The organism is Actinomyces sp. MRS3W (genome assembly GCF_032465695.1).
GTDB lineage: Bacteria > Actinomycetota > Actinomycetes > Actinomycetales > Actinomycetaceae > Actinomyces.
The window spans coordinates 1-2789 of sequence record NZ_JAWDJJ010000152.1; the positions used below are offsets into that span (position 1 = coordinate 1).

General features: G+C 72.0%; 3 protein-coding genes. 2 read left to right on the forward strand and 1 reads right to left on the reverse strand.

The genetic code is table 11. From position 1 onward, the window contains the following. Together RWX45_RS05445 and RWX45_RS05450 are read left to right on the forward strand one after the other, a co-directional pair. A partial coding sequence (locus RWX45_RS05445) for an AMP-binding enzyme (protein ID WP_316022751.1) occupies positions 1–1183 on the forward strand: 1183 nt, incomplete at its 5' end. A 61-nt stretch (positions 1184–1244) separates the two neighbouring features. Then, positions 1245–2213 carry a 1,4-dihydroxy-2-naphthoate polyprenyltransferase gene (locus RWX45_RS05450; protein ID WP_316022752.1) on the forward strand — a complete coding sequence of 323 codons (969 nt, stop codon included), beginning with the start codon at positions 1245–1247 and terminating at the stop codon, positions 2211–2213. 122 nt (positions 2214–2335) lie between these two features. Here the strand turns inward: RWX45_RS05450 and RWX45_RS05455 are convergent. Continuing rightward, the coding region (locus RWX45_RS05455; protein WP_316022753.1) for a DUF1440 domain-containing protein at positions 2336–2789 on the reverse strand (454 nt) is incomplete at its 5' end.

Genomic DNA, 2789 nt, shown 5'->3' on the forward strand with positions numbered 1-2789 from the left:
CCGCTTGGACCCGCGTGGCCCCGCCGCCCGCCCGGAGAGCGACCTGCTGCTGCGCACCTCCGGCTCCACCACCGGCACCGGCAGCCTGGTGGCCATGAGCCTGACGGCGCTGGTCGCCTCCGCTCGCGCCACCCACGCGCGTCTGGGTGGAGCGGGAACCTGGGTGCTCGCACTGCCGACCCATCACGTGGCCGGGTTGCAGGTGCTCATCCGCTCCCTGGTGGCCGACCGGGCGCCGGTGGTGGTGGACGCCGCCGCCGGCTTCAGCCCCGACGCGCTTGCGGATGCGATCGAGCGCGCCGTCGGCGCCCGGCCGGACGAGCCGGTGCGCGTCCCCCTCGTACCCACCCAACTGGTGCGATCCCTCGCCCCCGGGCAGCGGCGGGCGCGCCAGGCACTGGCCCGCACCGACGCCGTGCTGCTGGGAGGTGCCGCCGCAGACCCGGCCCTGTTGGAGCGCGCCGGCGCCGCCGGGGTGCGGGTGGTGACCACCTACGGGATGAGCGAGACCGGCGGCGGCTGTGTCTACGACGGCGTGCCCCTGGACGGCGTGGAGGTCCGTATTGAGAATCCCGACGCGGATGGAGTCGGTCGGATTGTGCTGTCCGGGCCGGTGTTGGCCGCCGGGTACGCCGAGCGCGGGACGCGCCCCGCGTCGGCAGCCGTCTTTCGCCGTCGGCGCCGGACCGGATCCGAAGAACCGGCCGACAATCGGTGCGTACCAACCGGGGCCGCTGGGTGGCCGGGCGCCACGGTGGACGAGCCGACCAGCTGCCGAGAGCTACTCACCAGTGACCTGGGGCGCCTGGTTGACAGCACCGATGGGGTGCGGCGGCTGGCCGTTCTGGGACGGGCCGACGACGTCATCATCACCGGCGGGGTCAAGGTCGCCCCACGCGAGGTCGAGGAGGCGCTGACCACGCTGCCGGGCATCGCGCAGGCCTGCGTGGTCGGCGTGCCCGACGCCGAGTGGGGCAGCGCCGTCGTTGCCGCCGTCGTGCTCGACTCCGCCCGGGAGGTCGGCGACCGGGACGCCTGGGCGCAGCGGCTGCGGGCCGCCGCACGGGAGCGCCTGGACGGGGCCCACGCGCCCAAGCGGATCGTCGCTGTCGAGGCGCTGCCACTGCGCGGACCGGGCAAGGTGGATCGGCGGGCCGTGCAGCGCCTATTCGACGCCGGCTGAAGGTGATGCAGATCGTGACAGTTTTCCCTGAGATAGGCTCTGCGCGCCCAAGGAGGACGACATGACAGACCGGGATGTGCCCGCCGACACCGACCCTCGCGTCACGAGCTGGATGGAGGTCGTGCGCCTGCGTACCCTGCCCGCTGCTGTTGCCCCGGTCATCCTGGGGGCGGGCGCCGCCTCGGCCCTGGGCGTGGCCTCCGGGCCTCGGATTCTGCTGGCGGCGGGTGTGGCGCTGGCGCTGCAGATCGGTTCTAACCTGGCCAACGACTACTCCGACGGGGTGCGCGGCACCGACGATGACCGCACCGGCCCGCCCCGGCTCACCGCCTCCGGTCAGGTCGCTCCGCGCCGGGTCAAGTACGCGGCCTTCGGCTGTTTCGGCGTTGCCGGCGTGCTCGGGCTTGTGCTTGTCATCCTCACCGGCCAGTGGTGGCTGCTGGGAGCCGGGGCCGCCGCGGTGGCGGCCGCCTGGTTCTACACCGGCGGCTCGCACCCGTACGGTTACGCGGGGCTGGGCGAGGTATTCGTGTTCATCTTCTTCGGGCTCATGGCCACCTGCGGCACCGTCTACGTGCAGGCCGGGGGCGTGCCCGGATGGGTGTGGCTGGCTGCCTGCGGCATTGGCCTCATCGCCTGCAGCCTGCTCATGGTCAACAATTTGCGCGACATCGCCACCGACCCGCAGCACGGCAAGATGACGCTCGCGGTGCGGCTGGGGGAGCGGGGCGCTCGCCGGGCCTTTGTGGCCATGGTGCTTGTGCCGGTGGTGCTGGCGGTGGCGGCGACGGCGTGGGCGCGCGCGGATTTGGGTGCGTCCGCGGGGCGGCTCCTGGGAGACGGCACCCCGATCTGGGGGGTGTTGGCCGCCTTGGTGCTGGTGCTCATAGTTGTGGCGGTGCGGACACTGCGGCCGGTGCTGGCCGGGGCGACCGGGCGGGCTCTCATCCCCGCCCTGCGCGATGCCGGGCTGTACGAGCTGGCCTACGGCGGCGCCCTGGCGCTCGCCCTGATCGTGGTGGCGGCTTGACCGCGGTGGCCGGCTGAGCTGGCTGCATCCTGACTCTTCTCAGGCGCCGGGACTCTTGACAACGACGGCGCCCGCCCCGGCAGGAGAACCAGGGCGGGCGCCGTCGTCGGCAGTGACAGCCCTCAGCGAGTGGCCGCCTCCAGGGCGACCTCGGCGTCGGGCTCATGGGTCATGCGGTTACGCAGGTCGCGGCGCACGATTTCGATCGACCACATCCACACGATGTGCCCGAAGAACTCTGAGAAGTGCTCGGACCAGGTCTGGGCGCCGTCGATCCACGGGAAGGGGTTCGGGGCCCAGCCCAGCAGCGGCATGACGATCACGTGCGCGCCGACGTAGACGAAGATGCCGAAGACAGCACCCTGCCACAGCTTGATTCGGGGGAAGTACTCGGCGGCGATGCAGTAGATGAGGCCGAAGACGATCGCGAAGCTGAAGTGCACGATGAAGGACATGATCGGCAGCTCGTTGTTGCTGAAGGTCACGGTCATGTGCGAGGTGTCCGGCGACATGCCGAACCACTCCAGCATCGACTGCGGCGGGTTGGTTTCCGAGCGGATGCCGGGGGTGCGGGGC

Excerpts from the sequence above, each read along its gene's own strand:
- RWX45_RS05450 (WP_316022752.1), top strand. The coding sequence starts at position 1,245 with ATGACAGACCGGGATGTGCCCGCCGACACCGACCCTCGCGTCACGAGC.